The 18,344-nt window shown below is 72.4% G+C and carries 14 protein-coding genes; 11 read left to right on the top strand and 3 right to left on the bottom strand.

Annotated elements, in window-relative coordinates:
* Position 1 precedes the first annotated feature (1 nt).
* The 8 genes from CLV71_RS20390 to CLV71_RS20355 all read left to right on the top strand — a co-directional run bounded on the left by CLV71_RS20390 (position 2) and on the right by CLV71_RS20355 (position 8,998).
* Complete coding sequence (locus CLV71_RS20390; RefSeq protein ID WP_133904422.1) at positions 2-988, top strand: alpha-ketoacid dehydrogenase subunit beta; 987 nt, start codon at positions 2-4, stop codon at positions 986-988.
* Positions 978-1,931 (top strand): alpha/beta hydrolase, encoded by a 954-nt coding sequence (locus CLV71_RS20385; RefSeq protein WP_133904421.1) that lies wholly within the window; start codon positions 978-980, stop codon positions 1,929-1,931. Before CLV71_RS20390 ends, CLV71_RS20385 begins: the two co-directional genes overlap by 11 nt.
* Before the next feature lie 64 nt (positions 1,932-1,995).
* The gene (locus CLV71_RS20380; RefSeq protein WP_166664180.1) at positions 1,996-3,447 is read left to right on the top strand and encodes an AMP-binding protein; all 1,452 of its coding nucleotides are present in this window, start codon (positions 1,996-1,998) and stop codon (positions 3,445-3,447) included.
* The gene (locus tag CLV71_RS20375) at positions 3,392-4,198 is read left to right on the top strand and encodes a hypothetical protein (RefSeq protein WP_133904419.1); all 807 of its coding nucleotides are present in this window, start codon (positions 3,392-3,394) and stop codon (positions 4,196-4,198) included. The genes CLV71_RS20380 and CLV71_RS20375 overlap by 56 nt, the downstream gene beginning before the upstream one ends.
* Positions 4,192-4,707 (top strand): acyl carrier protein, encoded by a 516-nt coding sequence (locus CLV71_RS20370; RefSeq protein ID WP_133904418.1) that lies wholly within the window; start codon positions 4,192-4,194, stop codon positions 4,705-4,707. The genes CLV71_RS20375 and CLV71_RS20370 overlap by 7 nt, the downstream gene beginning before the upstream one ends.
* Positions 4,704-6,155, top strand: a complete 1,452-nt coding sequence (locus CLV71_RS20365; RefSeq protein ID WP_133904417.1) for a class I adenylate-forming enzyme family protein — start codon at positions 4,704-4,706, stop codon at positions 6,153-6,155. The genes CLV71_RS20370 and CLV71_RS20365 overlap by 4 nt, the downstream gene beginning before the upstream one ends.
* 18 nt (positions 6,156-6,173) lie before the next feature.
* On the top strand, positions 6,174-7,151 hold the full coding sequence (locus CLV71_RS20360; protein WP_133904416.1) for a thioesterase domain-containing protein: 978 nt from the start codon (positions 6,174-6,176) through the stop codon (positions 7,149-7,151).
* A 26-nt stretch (positions 7,152-7,177) separates the two neighbouring features.
* Positions 7,178-8,998 carry an AfsR/SARP family transcriptional regulator gene (locus tag CLV71_RS20355; RefSeq protein WP_166664179.1) on the top strand — a complete coding sequence of 607 codons (1,821 nt, stop codon included), beginning with the start codon at positions 7,178-7,180 and terminating at the stop codon, positions 8,996-8,998.
* Positions 8,999-9,173: 175 nt separating this feature from the next.
* Here CLV71_RS20355 and CLV71_RS20350 read toward each other — a convergent pair whose 3' ends face one another.
* A complete protein-coding gene (locus tag CLV71_RS20350) occupies positions 9,174-9,440 on the bottom strand; it encodes a phosphopantetheine-binding protein (RefSeq protein WP_166664178.1) in 267 nt (88 codons plus the stop codon).
* 88 nt (positions 9,441-9,528) lie between these two features.
* On the opposite strand from CLV71_RS20350, the gene CLV71_RS20345 reads away from it, so the two are divergent.
* The 3 genes from CLV71_RS20345 to CLV71_RS20335 all read left to right on the top strand — a co-directional run bounded on the left by CLV71_RS20345 (position 9,529) and on the right by CLV71_RS20335 (position 14,993).
* Positions 9,529-11,334: a condensation domain-containing protein gene (locus tag CLV71_RS20345; RefSeq protein WP_166664177.1), complete on the top strand. Its 1,806-nt coding sequence runs from the start codon at positions 9,529-9,531 to the stop codon at positions 11,332-11,334.
* A 197-nt stretch (positions 11,335-11,531) separates the two neighbouring features.
* Positions 11,532-13,613, top strand: coding sequence for an AfsR/SARP family transcriptional regulator (locus tag CLV71_RS20340; RefSeq protein ID WP_133904412.1), 2,082 nt, complete (start codon positions 11,532-11,534; stop codon positions 13,611-13,613).
* Positions 13,614-13,739: 126 nt separating this feature from the next.
* The gene (locus tag CLV71_RS20335; protein WP_133904411.1) at positions 13,740-14,993 is read left to right on the top strand and encodes a helix-turn-helix transcriptional regulator; all 1,254 of its coding nucleotides are present in this window, start codon (positions 13,740-13,742) and stop codon (positions 14,991-14,993) included.
* Positions 14,994-15,075: 82 nt separating this feature from the next.
* Here CLV71_RS20335 and CLV71_RS20330 read toward each other — a convergent pair whose 3' ends face one another.
* Both CLV71_RS20330 and CLV71_RS20325 read right to left on the bottom strand, forming a co-directional pair.
* A complete protein-coding gene (locus CLV71_RS20330) occupies positions 15,076-15,456 on the bottom strand; it encodes a hypothetical protein (protein ID WP_133904410.1) in 381 nt (126 codons plus the stop codon).
* A complete protein-coding gene (locus tag CLV71_RS20325; protein WP_133904409.1) occupies positions 15,453-18,341 on the bottom strand; it encodes an AfsR/SARP family transcriptional regulator in 2,889 nt (962 codons plus the stop codon). Before CLV71_RS20325 ends, CLV71_RS20330 begins: the two co-directional genes overlap by 4 nt.
* Positions 18,342-18,344: the final 3 nt, after the last annotated feature.

Raw genomic sequence — 18,344 nt, 5'->3', positions numbered from 1 at the left:
GATGCCGTGGCTGTCCTACCGCAAGGCGCTCAACCGCGCGCTCGCCGGCGAGCTGGCCCGCGATCCTGACGTGTTCGTGCTCGGCGAGGACGTCCGGGTCGCGGTCTCGACCGTGACCTCGGGACTCGCCGGGAGGTTCGGGAACCGCCGGGTGCTGGACACCCCGCTGTCCGAGCAGGCGTTCACCAGCTTCGCCACCGGTGCCGCACTCGCCGGGCTGCGGCCCGTGATCGAGTTCCAGATCCCCTCGCTGCTGTTCCTGGTGTTCGAGCAGATCGTCAACCAGGCGCACAAGTTCTCGCTGATGACCGGCGGCCAGGCGCGGGTGCCCGTGACCTACCTGGTGCCCGGCTCCGGTTCGCGTCTCGGCTGGGCGGGCCAGCACTCCGACCACCCGTACAGTCTGTTCGCGCACGTGGGGGTGAAGACCGCGGTGCCCTCCTCCCCCGCCGACGCCTACGGGCTGCTGTGCACGGCCATCCGCGACGACGACCCGGTCGTGGTGTTCGCGCCCGCCGGTGCGCTCGCGGTGCGCGAGAACGTGGACTTCGCCGAGCTGGCAAGGGTTCCGCTGGGGGTCGGGCGGGTGTGCCGGGAGGGCCACGACGTCACGGTCGTGGCGATCGGGCACCTGGTGTGGGACGCGCTCGCCGTCGCCGACGAGCTGGCCGGGGAGGTGTCGGTGGAGGTGTTCGACCCGCGCACGCTGTACCCGTTCGACTGGGACGGGCTCGCGGTGTCGGTGGCCAAGACCGGGCGCCTGGTGGTGATCGACGACTCCAACCGGTCGTGCGGGATCGGCGCGGAGATCCTCGCCACGGCGGCCGAGTGGTTCGGCCTACCCACCGCGCCCGCGCGTGTGACCAGACCGGACGGTGCGGTGCTGCCCTACGCGGCCGAGCTGGACCGTGCCGTCCAGCCGAGCCGTGCGCAGCTGGTGAGCGCGATCCAGCGGGTGCTGAACGACGGAGGCGCACATGCCGTTTGACCCCCAGGTGACGGCCATGCGGGAGCGGGTGGTCGCGGCGGGTGCACCCCCGCTGTACACGTTGCCGATCGCCGAGGCCAGGGCGGCGGACCTCGCCGCGATCCGGGACGCGGCGGGTGCGGGCGAACCCGTGCACGAGGTGACCGACCGCTGTGTTCCCGGACCGCAGGGCGACGTGCCGGTGCGGGTCTACCGCCCGACCGCCAACGCCGCGCCGCTGCCGACGCTGGTCTACTTCTTCGGCGGCGGCTGGACCCTCGGGAGCATCGACACCTCCGACGAGATCTGCAGACACCTGGCCAACTCGGTGCCCGCCCAGGTGATCACCGTCGGCTACCGGCTGGCGCCGGAACACCGCTTCCCGGCCGCGGTGCACGACTGCTACGCGGCCACGTCGTGGATCGCCGACCACGCGGACGAGTTCGGCGCCGACCCCCGCCGCCTCGCCGTCGCCGGGGACAGTGCCGGGGGGAACCTCGCCGCCGTCGTCGCGTTGCTCGCCCGGGTCCGGGGTGGACCGGACCTCGTGGCGCAGGTGCTGGTCTACCCGAACACCGACTACCGCGGGGGCACGGAGTCCATGCGGGACAACGACGACGACGCGTTGTTCAACCGGCGGTCGGTCGCCTGGTACTGGGGCCACTACCTGGCGACGCCGGAGGACGGCCTCGATCCACTGGTCTCCCCGCTGCTCGCCGAGGACCTCGGTGCGCTGCCCCCGGCGCTGGTGATCACCGCCGAGTACGACCCGCTGCGGGACGAGGGCGAGCAGTACGCGACACGACTCCGTGCGGCAGGCGTCCCGGTCGTCGCGACGCGGTATCCCGGGATGGTGCACGGCTTCTTCGCCATGGCGGGTGTTCTCGACGGCGGGCGCCTGGCCCGCCGACAGGTCAGCGACTACCTCCGTGACCACTTTGGACTACCGCGTTTGGATACGTGATGGATAGCCGCGGAGGTTTTCCTGATGTCGACGGCAAACGGAGGTGGTGGCGATGCTCGACCTGGTGACTCACGATCGTGCGGTGCCGTCGTCGCCCGCCGTCTCCGTCGCCGGGCGGGAGACGCTGACCTACCACGACCTCGCCGGTCTCGTCGGCGGGGCCGAACGGTTGCTCCGGCACGACGGCAAGGCGCTCGTGCTGTGCGCGGGAGATCGGGAGCTGCCCACACTGCTGGCCTACCTGGCAGGCCTGCGACTCGGTCACACCGTGGCGTTCCTGCCCGCCACCCCGGAGATCCTCGCGGCCTACCAGCCGGAGTTCGTCGTGCCTGCCCCTGGCGCGGAGGACGGTCTGCCCGAACTCGGTTACCTGCCGACCGAAACCACCGGGGCGCGGGTCTTTCGCAGGCAGGCGGCCACGTCGGCCGGCGAGATCCACCCGGACACCGGTGTCGTCGTCGCCACCTCGGGATCCACCGGCAGCCCGAAGGCGGTACGGCTGTCCTACGCGGGTGTGGCCGCCAACAGCGCCGCGATCGTCCAGGCCCTGGGGATCACCTCGGCGGAGTGCGCGCCGACCACGCTGCCGATCACCCACGCCTACGGCTTGTCCGTGCTGAACAGCCACCTGCTCGCCGGCGCGTGCATCATGCTCGGCAACAGGTCGCCGCTGTCGCTGGCGATGTGGGACGAGCTGACCCGCGCCGGGGCCACCTCGTTCGCCGCGGTCCCGACGACGTACGCGGCGTTCGGTCCCGCGCACACGACGTTGTTGGGCCGCACCAGGATCCGCACCATGACCCAGTCGGGTGCGCGCCTGGGCGAGGAGGCGGCACGCCGACTCGGGCAGACGATGGCGCAGCGGCACGGCCGGTTCTTCGTCATGTACGGCCAGACCGAGGCGACCTCCCGGATCGCCTGCCTCGATCCGGCCGACCTGCCCGCGCGTCCGGGCTCGGTCGGGAGGGCCGTACCGGGTGGCACGATCACGATCGAGCCGACACCGCCCCGGCACGGGGGAATACCCGGCGAGGGTGCGGTCCACTACCGCGGTCCCGGCGTCATGCTCGGCTACGCCGCCGGTCGCGCGGACCTGGCCCGGGGCAACGAGGTGGACGTCCTCGACACCGGGGATCTCGGCTACCTGCGCGACGGATACCTGTACCTGACCGGCCGCACCAAACGCATCGTGAAGATCCTCGGGGTGCGTGTGAGCCTCGACGACCTGGAGCACCTGGTGGAACAGCCGGGGCACCCCACCGCGGTCGTGAGCGACGAGGACGACGTCGTCCGCCTGGTCGGTGCCGGCGACCCGGCGGTTCACCACGCCCAGTGCGCCAAGCTCGCCGCGTCGCTGGGAGTACCGGGCAGGCACGTGGTCTTCCAGCCCGTCGACCGCATTTCCCAGACCCCGGGCGGCAAGGTCGACTACCAGGCACTCGCGGACAGGAGGTCGGGCGGTGGAACCGTTGACAGAGCCGACGGACTGGCAGCTGCTCTGCGACCGGGGAGCTGACCTGGTCCTGTGCCTCGACTTCGCGGGCGGGCGGGCCACGGCGGGCTTCGCCGAGCTGGCCTCGGGGACCCCGGTGGATGCCTGCTTCCTCCACATCAGACCGCCGGACCCCGGCGCGGAGCCCGACCTGCTCGACACCAGGATCGAGCGGTGGGTCGGCCAGGTGCTGGGCATCGGCCGGCCGGTGAGCGCGGTGCTGGGCTTCTGCGGCGGCGCGTCCCTGGCGACCTGTGTCGCGGACGCGATCTGCGCGGCCGGGTGCCCCCCACCCAGGGTCGTGCTCTTCGACGCCGTCGTGCCGGCAGGCGCCACCGCGTTGCACGACCAGTTCGTCACCTCGGTCACCGCCTACGAGGAACACCTGACCGAGGCCGAACGCGACGGCGCCCACCGGTACGCCGGGCACCTGCTCGACAAGTACCCCAACGACCTGCCGGGCGTCGCCGCCGCGCTGGCCGGCCGCTACGACACCCTGATGGTGGCCCTGGCCGGGAGACTCGGGCTGAGCGACGTCTTCAGGAAGGAACTGACCAGAGGGTTCACCAGCTACCTGACCTACCTGCAGCTGGCGAACCAGGGCAGGCTCGACACGCACACCGGGACCCCGCTGTTCGTGTCCTCGAAGGACCATGAGCTCGACCACGCGGACGCGACGACCGTGTCGCTCGACGTGGACCGCGCGGAACTGCTGCGCGACGCCGAAACCAACAAGCTCGTCGCCGACGTGCTGAGAGGAGAGTTCTCGTGGTGACGCCAACCGAGATTTCCCGGGTGCTGCTGGCACATCCCGGTGTGCGCCGGGCCGAGACGGCCACCCTGCGCCACGACGGGAAGGACATCACGATCGCCGCCGTCGAGCTGACCGACTACCTCGGCGGCCCGGTGCTCCGCGACTACGTGCGCCAGCAGCTGGGTGAGGACAGCGGGCTGACGGGTGTGCTGACCGTGGAGAGCATCCCCATGAAGGACGGGTCCGTCGACGTCGCACAGCTCGCGTCCGCTGTGGACGACGGCCGGTGCGTCCTCTTCGAGAGCCCCAGGGACGACGTGGAACGCAAGCTGGTCACGATCTGGTCGGAGCAGATGCGGTTGGACGCGGGGTCGGTCGGCGCGAACGACGACTTCCTCGAGCTGGGCGGCGACTCGCTGTCCGCGCTCGGTGTCATCGCCGCCATCGAGTCCGAGTTCGACCGGTCGCTCGACGTGTTCGAGTTCATGAGCGCCTCCAGCGTCCGGCGCGTGGCCGACATCCTGCGATGACCTCGCTGCCGTCGGTCCAGCAGCGGATCTGCGACCTCGCCCGCGACGAGCCGGCACGCACCGCCCTGGTCGGGTTCGACGCCGAGCTGACCGAGCAGACCCTGTCGTGGCGGGAACTCGGCGGTCTCGTCGAGGAGACGGCGAGTGTGCTGCGGGCGCTGCCCGGGTCGTCCTGTGTGGTCGTGGAGGCGGCCAATACCCTGCGGGCGGCCACGAGCATCGTCTCGGCACTTGCCGCCGAGGTCCCGGTCTTCCCACTCAACCCGGCGACCCCGGCGGCCGAACGGACGATCCTGCTGCGCCAGCTCGGCAGGCGGTTCGCGCGGATCCACCTGCTCCCGCCGGATGGCAGGCCGGAGCGAGTGGACCTGCCGCCGGGATCCCCGGACGACCGGACCGCGGCGTACCTGTTGGCCACCGGCGGGAGCACCGGCGTCCCCAAGATCGCCGTGCGGCCGGGGCCGCTGCGTTACGACGCGGCGAGAACACCGTCCCTGCCGATAAGACAGACGGGCTGGCGGTCGGGGCAGCGGCAGCTGATCGTCGGGCCGCTGTTCCACGCGGCGCCGTTCACCACGCTCATCGACTCGGTGCTGGACCGCAACATCGTCGTCCTGCAGCCGTTCTTCTCGCCACAGTGGACGGTCGAGCTGGTGGCGCGGTACGCCGTCGAGTGGATGCAGCTGACCCCGACACACATGCGCGAGATACTGCTGCTCGCCCGGCCGGAGCAGTCGGGCATGGCGAGCCTGCGCGCGGTGCTGCACACCGCCGCCCGCTGTGACCCGGAGACCAAGCGCGGCTGGATCGACCTGCTCGGCCCGGAACGGCTGTTCGAGCTGTACGGGGCGACCGAGGGCATCGGCATGACCCTGTCACGCGGCGACGAATGGTTGGCCAGGCCGGGAACGGTCGGTCGGGGCTTCCTCACCCAGCTGCGCGTCGTGGACGGCGAGGGCAGGCCGGTACCGCCGGGCACCGTCGGCACCGTCTACATGCGGACCGCGCAGACAGGCGGCCGCTCCGCGTACGTCGGCGACCAGGTGGTGCGCACAACACCGGACGGGTTCGCCACGGTCGGCGACCGCGGCCGGCTGGACGAGAAGGGCTACCTGTTCCTGCAGAACAGGGGCGACGACCTCATCAACGTCGGCGGCGAGAAGGTCGACCCGAACGAGGTGGAGGCGGCGCTGCTGGACCACCCCGACGTGCTCGACGTGGTGGCGCTCGGGGTGCCGCACGACACGCTCGGCTCGGTCATCGGGGTGCGGGTGGTGCTGCGACCGGCATCGACCGTCCACCGGGTGGACCTCGCCGCGCACTGCGGGCGGCGGCTGGCCGGCTACAAGATCCCGAAACAGTTCACCTTCGTCGACCGGATCCCCCGGTCGGCGGCCGGGAAGATCCAGCGCTGGCGACTTGACACCGCCGGCATCAGACAGGACTGACAGACAGTGAGCCGAACGATGAATCTGGCCGTCGAAACGTCAACCGACACCGGCTACGCCCGCCCGAGGGACCCGGCCGAGATCTGGGTCGCCCGCCACTGGCAGGACGTGCTCGGGTTCTGCGTCGGCATCAGGGAGAACTTCTTCGGCGTCGGCGGGAACTCGCTGGACGCCGCGCGGGTCGTCAACGCCGTCCTCGACGAGTTCGACCGCCAGCTCCCGCTCAACGCGGTGACGGAGAACCCGACCGTGGAGCGCTTCGCGGCGCTCGTGCGCGAGGAGAACGGACGGACGCTGTCCGGGCCGCTCGTGGAGCTCCAGGGCGGCGACGGCACACACCCCCCGCTGTTCATGGTCCACCCGGCGAGCGGGCAGCTCGGCTCCTACTGCCACCTGGCCCGTGCCCTCGGCGACGACCACACCGTGTTCGGGCTCCAGCCCGTCGGCCTCCACACCGACGCGGCGCCGGTCACCACGGTCGAGGCCATGGCACGCGCCTACCTCGACGAGATCCGGGCCGTCGACCCGGTGGGCCCCTACCTCCTCGGCGGCTGCTCGACCGGCGTGGCGGTCGCCGTCGAGCTGGCGCACCTGCTGACCGAGGCGGGTGCCGAGGTGCGGTTGCTCGCCGCGATCGACGCGGAGCTGGTCGAACCGACCGGCGGTCTCGTCGACTCCTCCCTCGGGCAGCTCGCGCAGGGGCGGACGGCGGCCGAGGTGCTCGACGACTGGAAGGAGCACGACCTCGTGCCCCGGGACGAGAACCCGGACTTCGTCACGCGGTCGCTGCGGGTGTGGCAGGCCAACCGCGCCGCGGTCCGCGACTGGACGGGGACGTCCTACCCGGGACCGCTCGACACCTTCCTGGCCCCCGGCACCGAGCGGCCTGCCGACTGGCCGGCGGCCGAGGACGAGCGGGCACACGAATGCGCCGCGGGCCCGGACGGAACCCGCCTCCCGGCCGTCGCCGACGAACTCCGCCGGCTGATCGGCTGACCCGTCGCCCATCGGAAGAAGGCGCGATGCTCTACCGAATTCTCGGCCCTCTCGAGGTGGCCCGTGACGCGGAGCCGCTGCCGCTGGCCCCCCGCCAGCGGGTCGTGTTGTCGATGTTGCTGTGCAAGCCGAACCGGGTCGTCACCGTCGACCGGCTCGTGGACGCGGTCTGGGACGCGGCGCCGCCGCCGACGGCCAAGGAGCAGATCCGCATCTGCGTCTCCTCGATCCGGCGGCGGATGGTCGCGGGCGGCATGCCCAACACGATCGTCACCCGGCCGCCCGGCTACTCCATCCAGTGCACCGAGGAGAACCTCGACCTGCTGGCGTTCGAGTCGCTCGTGTCCAGCAGCCGGGCGGAGGCGGCCAGGCACCGGCACGCCGAGGCGGTCGCCGCGTTCCGCCGGGCGCTCGCGCTCTGGCGGGGAAAACCGTTGTCCGGGATGAACAGCCCGCTGCTGGAGTCCATCAGCACGGCACTGGACGTGCGGCGGCTGGCCGTGGTCGAGGAGTACGTCGCCACGCAGCTGCGGATGGGTCATCCGAGGGAGCCTGCCTACGAGCACGAGCTGATCAGCGAGCTGACCGAGCTGGTCGCCGCCAACCCGTTCCGGGAACGGCTGCGTGCGCAGCTCATGATCGCGCTCTACCAGGCGGGGCGGCGGGCCGAGGCACTGGAGACCTACCGGGCGGGCAGGCAGCTGTTCGTGGCGAAGCTGGGGCTCGAGCCCGGTGACGAGCTGGTCCGGATCGAGCAGGCGATCCTGCGGGGTGACACCGACATCGCGCTCGGACCGGCGGCGAGCGTCGCGTCCGCGCAGCCGGCACCCGCCGTGCCCCGCCTGCTCCCGCCGGACGTCGGCGACCTCGTCGGCCGTGCGGGGCTCGTCGAGCGGCTGCGCCAGGTGCTGGCCGGGCCACGGACCGACGCCCACACGGTCCGTCTCGCGGCCGTCCACGGCAGACCGTGGCTCGGCAAGACCAGCCTCGTGGTCCGTGTCGCGCACCTGGTCGCCGACGAGTTCCCCGACGGCCAGCTGTTCGTGGACCTCGGCGGCAGCGCCAGGCCGCTGACGCCACACGAGGTGCTCGGGCGTTTCCTCGGCGCGCTCGGGGTCGCGGCCGCCGCGATCCCGGAGTCCACCGACGAACGTGTCGAGACCTACCGCAACCTCGTCGGCGACCGCCGGATGCTCGTGGTGCTCGACGACGCGGCGAACGAGCGGCAGGTGCTGCCCCTGCTGCCGGGGAACCCGCGCTGCGCCGTCATCGTCACCAGCCGGTTCGGGCCGACCGACCTGCCGGGCGCGACACGGGTCGCGGTGGGTTCGATCAGCCTGCCGGACTCCGTCGAGCTGCTGACGAAGGTGCTCGGCGAGGAGCGGGTACTGCACCAGGCCGGCGCGGTCACCCGGCTGGCCGAGCTGTGTGCCGGGGAGCCGCTGGTGCTCCGCCTCGCCGCCGCCCGCCTCGCCGCCCGGCCGCACTGGCCGGTCGGGCGGCTGGTCGGGCGGTTGTCGGAGAAGGGCCGAGGGCTGACCGAGCTGTCGCACGGCGGCCTGGACCTGACCGTCACGGTCCGCCGGACCTACGATCGGCTCGGCGGCCAGGCTCAGCGGCTGCTGCGCCGGGTGAGCCTGGTGGGCACGGCGGGCTTCGCGGGCTGGGTGTGCGCACCGCTGCTCGCCGTGGCGGAGGACGACGCCGACGACGCGCTCGCCGAGCTGGTGAACGCCGGGCTGCTCGACGTCGAGCGGGACGCGGCCGGGCAGGTGCGGTTCCACCTCCGTGGCGTGCTCAGGGCCTTCGCACGCGAGCTGCTCGCCGCCGAGGGCGACCGTGTCTAGCCGCGCCGAGGTCGCGACGTTCGTCATGCCGTACTACGGCGACGGGACGGCGTCCTACCGCTACCTGCTCGAGGCGATCTCCATCGCTCGGTGGCGGGGGACCGTGGACCCGGCGAACGTTCCCGGTCTCCGGTCGGGAGTCCCGCGCAGGCCGGCCACAATGGAACGCGAGGGGCTACGCCGGTCGCCGGGCGAGCCGGGTGACCGCGGCCACGAACTCGCCGAAGACGGGGTTGTCGAACAGCATCCGCATGGTGAGCTCGGCCTCGACGTTCGGCTGCAGCCGTGACATCACCCGCGCGCCGGCCAGCGAATGCCCGCCGAGCTCGAAGAAGTTGTCCTCCTGGGACGGTCCGGGACACCGCAGCACGTCCCGCCACGCCTCGGCGACCATGTCCGCCATGGCCGCACCGTCGCCCGGGATCACCTCAGCATCTGGCATGGCTACATACAAATTCATCGGGATATCCGTTCATTATCCATTCGCGATGTTCTATGTGGGCGATCACGTCACAGACAGGGTGAAGACGATGAACACAACCGCTCCCACCAGAACCACCCGTCGCCGGCGTGTACAGCTGACCCCGCTGCCCTCCGTGCCGGTCACCTTCACCGGGCACCGGACCGCGACGGGACCGCTGACACTCGGTCAGCTCAACACCATGCACTGGTTGGTCGGGTCGCCCAACCACCCGCTGCACACGCTGTGGGGAGAGCTCGAGGTCGCCGCGGGCATGTCGGTCGACGACGTCGTCGAGACGGTCCGCGTGCTGCTCGGCCGGTACGAGGCGCTGCGCACGCACTACGTGGTGGACGGCGGCCACCCCCGCCAGTGCGTCGCGGGCTCTGGCGTGCTCACGGTGGAGGTCTGCGCCCTCGCCGGGGACGGGTGGGGACCGAGGGACCGGCCCAAGGTCGCCGAGGCGCTCGGGCGGTGGATGGCCGAGCGGGACCGGGCGGGGCTCGGCCTGACCCGGCCCCCGCTGCGGGTCGGGGTGGCCACCGCGACGGGCCGGGACGGGCAGGCCGGGCAGGTCATCGCCTGCGTCGCGGCGATCTCGCACCTGACCGTGGACGACCAGGCGGTGAAGATCGTCAGGCGCGAGTTCGCCGAGATGGCACGGGACCGGTCCGCACGGCGGGTCGGCGCGCCCTGCCACCAGCCGCTCGACCAGGTGAGGGCCGAAGCCGTGCCCGCCGCGCGGCGCCAGGCCGAACGTGCGCTCCACTACTGGCAGGACCAGCTGGAGCGCATGCCCCACTTCCTGTACGTGCCGGCGCGGGCCACGGTCACCGGGGAGTCGCTGGCGGTGCAGATGTCGTCCGAGGCCGCCGCGATGGCGGTGCGCCGGGTGGCGGCGCGCACCAGGGTCAGCGGGTCCAGCATCGTCCTCGCCGCGATCTGCGCCGTGCTCGCACAGCGCACCGGGTTGCGGGAGCTGGTGTTCCCCGTCATCTCCAGCAACCGCTTCGAGCGCCACCTCACGCGCTACGTCGGCACCCTCGCCCAAGCCGCCGTCGTGACCGTCGAGACGGGTGCGGGCGGCTTCGACGCGCTCGCGCGGCAGACCTGGGCCTCGGTCATGGAGGGGTCCAGGCACGGCAGGTACGACGTCGTCGAGCGGGCCGAGCTCGGCGACCGGATCGCCTACGAACGAGGTCTGTGCTTCAACTACGACCCGGTGTTCAACAACCTCGCGGTCGAGTCGCGGCCGGCGCCCGATCCCGGCGCCCTGCACCGTCCGGAACAGGTCAGCGCCGCGGTGGGCCGGACCGAGCTGCGCTGGCGCTCGCTGCCGGGGCCCGCGACGCTGGTGCGGTTCGACCTCTACCAGGTCGACGACGTGGTCCGGTTGGACGGGTGGAGCATCGACAACGGCCTGGTGCCCCGCACGGAGCTGGAGTCGCTGCTCCTGGCCGTGGAGCGCCTGCTCGTGGCCGCGGCCTACGGTGACCTCGACGCCGACCGGACGCGGGAGGCCATCGGGCTCGACCCCATCTCCCGTGGGCCGGACTGGCTGCTGGTCGACTCCTGCTGGGTCGACCTCACCGAGGTGCAGCGCCTGCTCGACGACGCGCTCGCACCCGCGGTGGCGCGGATCTTCCCGTCGGTCGACGGCCGGGCACTGGTCGCCTACCTCACGGCCACCGAGTCGGTCAGCACCCCCGAGCAGGCCCACGCCCGTTGCGTGGCCGCGCTGCAGCGCCATCCCGTCGCCATCGCCCCGCGCCAGTACGTGGTGTGCCGCAGCGCGCCCGCCGACCCGGCGGATCCCGCCGCCTGGCGCGAGTTCACCGGCTCGGGCACCGGTCGCGAACCGGTCGCGCCCAGGTAATTTCGAGTCACGAATCCGCACCGAGCTCTGATCAGAAGCTCTCCCACCAGGGGTTTCACCCGCGCCAGGCGTCGTAGCGACGAAACTTCCGACCGGTGCCGGTAAATGGAGCCTTGCCTATGACCACATTCGCGCCAAAGATGAAAATGACTCACTATTCTGTCATCAGGTAGGTCGGACGGCCGGAGGCAGCTCGGATGCGCTTTCGCATACTCGGTCCGCTGCGGGTTCACGACGGGGCGCACTGGACCTCCGTCCGTGCGGCACAACAGCGGTTGGTACTGGCCGTCCTGCTGATCGAGGCGGGCAAGGTGATCAGCACCGACCAGCTGGTCAACGAGATCTGGGGCGAACAGCCGCCCGGAACCGCGGCGGCCACGGTGCGCGGCTACGTGCGTGCGCTGCGCCGGATCCTCGGTGGCGGCACCCACGGCCCGCTGCTGACCAGGGGGCACGGCTACGAGCTGGCGGTCGCCGACGAGGACGTGGACGCGCGGGTGTTCGAGCGGTTGGTCGACACGGGTATCCGCGCCATCGCGGGCGGCGACCGGGGCGGCGCGCTCACCCGGCTCTCCGAGGCGCTGGCGTTGTGCCACGGTCACGTGCTCGCCGACGTGCCCTCCACCGCGACGGTCGCCACGGAGATCACCCGGCTGGAGCAGCGGCGGCTGACCGCGATGGAGGAGCGGCTCGGTGCCCTGCTCGACCTCGGCAGGCACGCGGAGATGGTCGACGAGCTGGCGCAGGTCGTCGCGGAACACCCGTTGCGGGAACGATTACAGGGGCAGCTGATGCTGGCCCTCTACCGGTGCGGCAGACGCGCGGAGGCACTCGCGACCTACCGCAGCGCGCACCGGATGATCACCGACGAGCTCGGTGTCGAGCCAGGGATGGAACTGCGCAGGCTCCACCTGGCGATGCTCTCCGACGAACCGCACCTCGTCGCGCCGGTCCGGCAGAGCGGCCACGACCACCGCGTCACCCCGGCCCAGCTGCCCGCGGAGGTGACCGCGTTCACCGGCCGCGAGTCGCCGTTGAAACAGCTGGACATCCTGCTGCCCGACCCGGGGGACCCCGACGGTGCCGCCGGGCCCCCGCTGCCGGTGATCGCCACCATCGTCGGCACCGCCGGGGTCGGCAAGACGGCTCTCGCGATGCGGTGGGCGCACCAGGTCCGGCGGCATTTCCCGGACGGCCAGCTGTACGTGAACATGCGCGGCCACGCGGCCGGTCCGCCGATGCGCCCGATCGACGCGCTGGCCCGGTTCCTGCCCGCTCTCGGGGTGCCCGCCGAGCAGGTACCGCTGGAGGTGGACGTCGCCGCCAGCCTGTACCGCAGCCTGCTGGCGGACACGAGAACCCTTGTGCTGCTCGACAACGTGGCGCACTCGGACCAGGTCCGCCCGCTGCTGCCCGGCAGCCGGGGCTGCCGGGTCCTGCTCACCAGCCGCGACAAGCTCGGCGGTCTGGTCGCCAGGGACGGTGCCGTGCCGCTGACGCTCGACGCGCTCGACCCCGCCGAGTCCACGACCCTGCTGACCCGGCTGCTCGGGGCGGACCGGGTCGCCGCGGAGCCGGACGCCGCGGCGGAGCTCACCGACCTGTGCGGGCACCTGCCGCTGGCGCTGCGGATCGCGGCGGCGAACCTGACCGCGCGGCCGACCCGTGCGATCGCCGACTACACGACCCGCCTGGCCGGCGGGGACCGGTTGGCCGCACTGCAGATGGACGGCGACCCGGAGGCGGCCGTCCGCGCCGCGTTCGACCATTCCTACGCCACCCTCCCCGACGACGCGGCCCTGCTGTTCCGGCTGCTCGGGCTCGTCCCCGGCACGGAGATCACCGCACCGGCCGCGGCGGCGCTCGCCGACTTCTCGCTCCCGCAGGCGAACCGGCTGCTCGACCGCCTCGCCCGCGGCCACCTGATCGTGGAACACGCCTGTGACCGCTACACGCTGCACGACCTGTTGCGCCTCTACGCCGCGGACCTGGCGACCAGGGACGGCACCCTCGACCGGCACGCCGCGCTGGACCGGCTCTACGACCACTACCTGCGCGGCACGCAGTCCGCCGCCACGCGGCTCGACCCGGGCACGTCTCGGCTGTCCGTACCCGAGCCGGCCAACGGCGACCTCACCGAGGCCCTGGCGTGGTTGGACGCGGAGCTGCCGAACCTGATGGCCGCGATCACCCACGCCGCGGCACACGGTCCGCAGGTCTTCGCCTGGCAGCTCGCGGACGCGTTGCGCGGCTACCTGTTCCTGCGCGAACAGCGGTGACCCGCACACCGTCGCGAGCCGCAGCGGACTTATGCCCAACTTACGGGGCGGTTCTACCTTGGGTTCGTGGATGCGATGGTGCGCTCGGATCAGGTTGCCGCCGAAACGCACCGAACTCGGTGGGCGGTGACCTCGGCGGCCACCCGGTACTGGCGCAGCGACGATGTCAGTGCCGCGGCACGGATGCTGTCCGAGGTCGACGGTCCGGTCGCCGCGGCGTACCGAGCCGGGCTCATGCTGCTGGACGGGCGCACCGCGTCGGCGCTGGCCGAGGCGGACCGGGTGCTGCGCGACCGGACCGCACCCCGCGCGGCGGTGATCCCCGCGCTGGCGACGGCGGTGGTCGGGGCGAGCCTCTCCGGACGGTTCGACCGCGTGTGGGTCGCCATCGGGCAGGCCGGGCCGGCCCAGTGGGAGCTTGCCCTGATCGGCTACGTCCAGTGCTTCTCGCTGGTACTGGCCGGCCAGGTGGGCGACGCGCGGGTGATCGCCGAGAACGGACACCGGGCGGCCGTGGCCGACGGGAACGCCGCGGCGACCGCGGGCTGGTCGATGCTGCGTGGCGTGGTCGAGAACGCACGCGGCGACCTTGCCGCCGCGGTGGCGTCCCTGGACGTCGCGGTGGGACTGCTCGGGACGCACGACCCCTACCGGATGCTGGCGCCGTGCCTGTCCTGGCTCGCCTCGGCCAGGGCCGTGTGCGGTGAGCGGACCGAGGCGCAGCACACCCTGCGGCTGGCCGCCGAGGCGCCGGTGGGCCGGTTGTTCATCCCGCTGTCCGGGCTGAGCCAGGCCTGGGTCACGGCGGCAGGCGGTGACACCACGCTCGCCGCCAGGCAGGCGGACGCCGCCGCCGACGTCGCCATGGCCCACGGGCAGTTCGCCGTCGAGGCCGTGGCGCGCTACGACGTGGCACGCCTCGGCGACCCCCAGTCGGCACACCGCAGGCTCGCGACGCTCGCCGGTGTGGTGCAGGGCAGGCTGGCGCCGACGATGGCCGCCGCGGCAGCCGCGCTGGCCCGCGCCGACGTGCACGGACTGGACCGTGCGGCGGCCGCGTTCACCAGCCTGGGTTTCGACCTGCTCGCGGCGGAGGCCACGACCGCCGCGGCGGCCATCCGCAACCAGCGGGCCGTTCCCACCGCGTTCCCCCATGCGGCCACTCCCCTGCTGAGGCTGACGCCCGCACTGGCCGGCCTGACCAGACGTGAGCGGGACGTGGCGTTGCTCGTGGCCGACGGGATGACCAGCTCGGCCATCGGCAGGCGGCTGCGGCTCTCCGCCCGCACCGTGGACAACTGCCTTGGCCGCGTCTACCAGAAGCTCGGCGTGGCAAGCCGTCGCGACGTGGTCCCGCTGGTCCGGCGGCCGAACGGGTAACCCGTGCGGCCGGAGGGGTGGAGAGACGCCGAGGCGTTTCCCCACCCCCGGTCACCGGAGTGAAGGTCGAGGCGTCGCACGCTCACTCGTAGTAGATGATGCCCTCGTCGTCACGCAGCGTTCCTGGCGGGCAGGTGCCGACGATGTACCACGATCCCTCGCCGATCAGGTCGCTGAAGTAGATGTAGCCGCTGCAGACGATCCAGGCCTGGATGTACTGCCCGGAGAAGACGGTGCAGTCGTACCAGATCGCCTGGGTGGTGAGGCGGGTCGGCGGAGAGCAGATGGCCCTGGTGCCCGCTTCGCCCGGCGCGGCCGCGACCGTCGCCCATGACGCGTCGGCCTTGCCGGGCGACGGGGCCGCCTGGGCGGGCGCGACGGCGAGCAGCGAGGCGACCAGCACGGCGGCGACCGTCACGGCCCCGACCGACGCTTTCCGTAACCAGCTCGACATGGATTTCATGAAATGACGTCCTCCTGGAGAGGTGAAGAGTTCAACGGCGCCGCGACGCCGCCCGACCAGCATCCGAGAACCCGCTTTGGCAGGTCTTTTGTGCCGCTTTGTGCGCTGGTGGGTGTGCGGGTTGACGGCTCGATGGCGTCGAGCCGACGCTGGAGCCGCTCGACGTCCCCGGCGCGGTGCTGCGCGCGGCACAGCTCCAGTGCCCGCTCCCACGCGGGGCGGGCCAGGTCGGCCCGACCGAGTGCCGAATGGGCCTGTCCCAGGAGATCCAGGGCGCCTGCCTCGAAATAGGTGCTGCCGACCTCGTGCAACAGCACGTGGGACTGCCGGTACCACTCGACGGCGGCTACGAGGCGGCCCGCGTGTTGTGCGAGGAAGCCGAAGAGGCCCAGCACGATCGCCTCGTCCTCGCGGTGCTCGTGACGTCGTGCCGACGCCAGCGCGACCTCCCCCGCGGCGGCGGCACTCTCGTGGTCGCCTGCCTGTGCGTGGTACCAGCTGATGACCGTGAGCTGACGTGTCTCGCCCGCCTGCACGCCGAGGGTGCGATACAGCCGCAGCGCTCGGTCGGCATGGGTCAGCGCACGCCGGTGGTCGCCTCGCAGCGACCAGAACCTGCCCAGGGCGTGGTGGGTGTCGGCCTGCCCGGCCGCGTCGCCAAGGGCTTCGGCACGACCGAGGTGCCACAGTGCGGCGCGGTCCTCACCCAGCTCGGCGAGGACCGCGCCGAGGAGCTGGTGGGCGCCGGCCTCGAGGAACGGCTCCGCCAGCTGCTCGGTCGCGGCGAGCCCGGCCCGCCACACGGTGAGCACGTCGTGGAAACGGCCCTGCCGGTACAGGAACGTGGTCAGCAGCCGCGCCAGCTGGTGGACGGCCGCGGGCCAGCCGTGCTCGGCCGCGAGGTGCTGGACGGCCAGCAGGTTGGGAAGCTCGGCGGTGAACCAGGCCAGGGCGGCGCGCTGGTCCCGCGGCGGGTGCGGCAGGCAGCCGCCGGCGGGCGGTGTGAGCTCGACCGGCGACAGCAGGGGTCTCAGCAGACGGTCACCGGCGAACGCGGTGTGGACGTAGTGGTCGACCAGCCGTCGCAGTGCCCCGCCTCGGCTCTGTTCCGGCTGGTCGTGGCAGGCGCGGTCGAGTGCGTAGAGGCGGACGAGGTCGTGCATGCGGTAGCGGCTCGGGACGTGCTGCTCCAGCAGATGTCCGTCCTCGAGCTCACGCAGCACGAGGCGGGCCTGCGCGGTGGGCAGCGCGAGGAGGCTCGCCGCGGCGGCCAGGCCGATGTCCTCCCCCGGCGCCATTCCCAGCAGTCCCAACGCGGTCGCGGCAGGCGGCGACAGGGCGTGGTGCGACCAGGACAGCAGTGCCCGCAGGTCGAGCCGGCTGTCGCCGGTCGTCCACGCGTCCAGCCGACCGTTGTGGTCGCGCAGCTCCTCGGCGAACACGGCGAGCGGGAACCGGGGATAGCGGCAGGCGCGGGCGACCACGATCCCGATCGCCAGCGGCAGTCCCGCGCAGCGGGTGAGCAGTTCGGTGACGGCGCCGGGCTCCGAGGTGACCCGGTCCCGGTCGATGCCGCGTGCCAGCAGCTCCCGCGCCTCCGCGTCGCCCAACGGGTCCAGCCGGAGCGACCGGGCGCCGTGCGCGGTGGTGAGGTCGTCCAGGCGGTGGCGGCTCGTGATCAGCACCGCGCACGTCGGACTCCCCGGCAGCAGCGGGGCGACCTGTGCGGTGGCGCGGGCGTTGTCGAGCACGACCAGCACGCGCCTGCCTGCCAGCAGACTCCGGTACAACCCGATCTGGGCGCCGGTCTCCGGCGGCACCGCGGCGGGTTCGACACCGAGTGCGTCCAGGAACCCGCGCAACGCCGTGGCCGGAGCCACGAGGTTCCCGCCGGGGCCGAAGCCGTGCAGGTCCACGTGCAGCTGGCCGTCGGGGAAACGGTCCAGGTGCCGGTGTGCCCAGTGCAGGGCGAGCCAGGTCTTGCCGATGCCCGCGGCGCCGCAGATCACCGAGACGGGCACCGTGTCGTCCGGTTCGCCGAGTGCGGCGTCGAGGTGGGCCAGCTCGACGGACCGGCCCACGAACGGCCGGGGCGGTGCGGGCAGCTGGCGGGGCAGGGGCACACGGGTCGCCGGGGCCACGCGCGCGGGCACCGCCAGTGCCGGGTCGGTGGTGAGGATCTGCTGGTGCACGCGTTGGAGCGCCGTGCCGGGGTCGGCACCCAGCTCCTCGGCGAGGCGCTGCCGGAGCCGCTGGTAGTGGGCCAGCGCGTCGCCGGGACGCCCGCAGCGGTACAGGGCGACCAGGTACTGGGCGGCGAGGCGCTCGTCGAGCGGGTCGCGCTCCACGCAGTCCGACAGCTCGGCGAGCATCTCCGTGTGCCTGCCCCGCCGCAGCTGCACGTCGATCAGGTCGAGCCAGGCCGCGTCGCGTCGCCGTGTCGCGGTGACGCGGACCTCGTTGAACCAGCACAGGTCCACGCCTGCGAACGGTTGTCCCCGCCACAGCCCGAGGGCCTGTTCGAACAACGCGGCCGCGTGGTCGTCGTCGACCGTGCGGGCGCGGTGGACCAGTTGGTCGAAGTGGTGCAGATCGACGGTCTCCGGTCGCACCGCGAGCCGGTAGCCGTGGTCCTGCCACACTATCGACACCTGCCGCGCCAACACCTTCCGCAACATGGTGATGTTGTACTGGACCGCGCCACGCGGATTCTTCGGCAGGCGCCGATCCTCCCAGACGCGTCCGACGATGCGCTCCACCGGAACCACGCGGTTGGGTTCGGTCAGCAGCATCGCCAGAATGCATCTTCGTTGCAGGTAACCGATGTCGACCGGTCGACCCTCGGCGTAGGCCTCGATGTCACCGAGTAGGCGGAACTCCATCATGCC

The organism is Actinophytocola oryzae (assembly GCF_004364325.1).
Lineage (GTDB): Bacteria > Actinomycetota > Actinomycetes > Mycobacteriales > Pseudonocardiaceae > Actinophytocola > Actinophytocola oryzae.
The sequence above is the reverse complement of the archived record's forward strand: the minus strand, read 5'-3'. Positions and strand labels throughout refer to the sequence as shown.

What these genes read in the sequence shown, in the direction of transcription:
- CLV71_RS20390 (WP_133904422.1), top strand. Translation starts at nt 2, where the DNA reads ATGCCGTGGCTGTCCTACCGCAAGGCGCTCAACCGCGCGCTCGCCGGC.
- CLV71_RS20385 (WP_133904421.1), top strand. Translation starts at nt 978, where the DNA reads ATGCCGTTTGACCCCCAGGTGACGGCCATGCGGGAGCGGGTGGTCGCG.
- CLV71_RS20365 (WP_133904417.1), top strand. Translation starts at nt 4,704, where the DNA reads ATGACCTCGCTGCCGTCGGTCCAGCAGCGGATCTGCGACCTCGCCCGC.
- CLV71_RS20360 (WP_133904416.1), top strand. Translation starts at nt 6,174, where the DNA reads ATGAATCTGGCCGTCGAAACGTCAACCGACACCGGCTACGCCCGCCCG.
- CLV71_RS20355 (WP_166664179.1), top strand. Translation starts at nt 7,178, where the DNA reads ATGCTCTACCGAATTCTCGGCCCTCTCGAGGTGGCCCGTGACGCGGAG.
- CLV71_RS20350 (WP_166664178.1), bottom strand. Translation starts at nt 9,440, where the DNA reads ATGCCAGATGCTGAGGTGATCCCGGGCGACGGTGCGGCCATGGCGGAC.
- CLV71_RS20345 (WP_166664177.1), top strand. Translation starts at nt 9,529, where the DNA reads ATGAACACAACCGCTCCCACCAGAACCACCCGTCGCCGGCGTGTACAG.
- CLV71_RS20340 (WP_133904412.1), top strand. Translation starts at nt 11,532, where the DNA reads ATGCGCTTTCGCATACTCGGTCCGCTGCGGGTTCACGACGGGGCGCAC.
- CLV71_RS20330 (WP_133904410.1), bottom strand. Translation starts at nt 15,456, where the DNA reads ATGAAATCCATGTCGAGCTGGTTACGGAAAGCGTCGGTCGGGGCCGTG.
- CLV71_RS20325 (WP_133904409.1), bottom strand. Translation starts at nt 18,341, where the DNA reads ATGATGGAGTTCCGCCTACTCGGTGACATCGAGGCCTACGCCGAGGGT.